This window comes from Afipia sp. DC4300-2b1, from assembly GCF_049895725.1.
GTDB classification, from domain to species: Bacteria; Pseudomonadota; Alphaproteobacteria; order Rhizobiales; family Xanthobacteraceae; genus Afipia; species Afipia broomeae.
Genome location: NZ_JAFCSX010000018.1, coordinates 1 through 1,310 on the forward strand (window position 1 = coordinate 1; position 1,310 = coordinate 1,310).

1 protein-coding gene is annotated in these 1,310 nt (G+C 56.1%); it reads left to right on the forward strand.

Annotated features, from left to right (window positions below; genetic code table 11):
- Positions 1-68: 68 nt before the first annotated feature.
- Positions 69-1,271 carry an IS256 family transposase gene (locus ACP7AL_RS25505; protein WP_425995466.1) on the forward strand — a complete coding sequence of 401 codons (1,203 nt, stop codon included), beginning with the start codon at positions 69-71 and terminating at the stop codon, positions 1,269-1,271.
- Positions 1,272-1,310: the final 39 nt, after the last annotated feature.

Sequence of the window (1,310 nt, forward strand, 5' to 3'; positions counted from 1 at the left end):
CAAAGCTCGGGGGACTGTCAGGAATTTTGTGTTTGAGGCCATATTGATGAAGTTCGAAGGAGCATCAAATGGCTATCGAGAAGGACGTATTGGATCAGCTTCTTGCTGGGCGTGACCCTAAGGATGTTTTCAGCAAGGACGGCCTGGTCGACGAGTTGAAGAAGGCACTGTCGGAACGGATATTGAACACCGAGCTTGATGAGCATCTTGATGCCGAGAATGCCGACGGCAAATCCAATCAACGCAATGGCTACTCGAAGAAATCGATTCTGACGGCAACATCGAAGGTAACCCTGGCGGTTCCGCGCGATCGCGCCGGCACGTTCGATCCCCAACTGATCGCCAAATATCAGCGCCGGTTTCCGGAGTTCGATGAGAAGATCATTTCAATGTACGCCCGCGGCATGAGCGTCCGCGAGATCCGCGGCCATCTCGAGGAGCTTTACGGCATCGACGTATCGTCCGATCTGATCTCGGCAGTAACTGACGCGGTTCTGGATGAGGTCGCGGAATGGCAGAATCGGCCACTCGATGCCAGCTATCCGCTGGTGTTCTTCGATGCCTTGCGGGTCAAGATCCGCGACGAAGGCTTCGTGCGCAACAAAGCCGTCTACATCGCGCTGGGCGTGCTGCCCGATGGTACGAAGGATATCCTGGGCCTGTGGATCGAGCAAACCGAAGGCGCCAAGTTCTGGCTGCGCGTGATGAACGAGCTGAAGAGCCGCGGCATCGGCGACATCCTGATTGCTGTCGTTGATGGACTGAAGGGCTTTCTAGAAGCCATCAATGCAGTTTACCCGCAGACGGTGGTACAAACTTGCATCGTTCACCTCATTCGGCATTCATTGGATTTGGCGGCTTGGAAGGACCGCAAGACCGTCGCGCAAGCCCTCAAAACGATCTACCGCGCGATCGACGCCAGCGCCGGTCAAGCGGCGATGGATGCCTTCGCTGACGGGCCCTGGGGCACAAAATATCCAGCCATCGCCCAGAGCTGGCGCCGCAACTGGAATCTCATCATCCCGTTTTTTGCATTTCCCGAAGCGGTTCGACGGATCATCTACACCACCAACGCCATCGAGGCGCTCAATTCAAAACTACGTCGAGCGGTTCGGACACGAGGACACTTCCCAACCGATGACGCCGCAACAAAATTGCTGTACCTATCTCTGAACCGCGCGGCGGCTGAGTGGAAACGCCCACCTCGCGAATGGTCCGAGGCGAAGACGCAATTCGCCACCATGTTCAACGAGCGTTTCGTGAACTCATGATGGTCAACCCGCCTCAAACACAGAATTTCCGACAGTCCC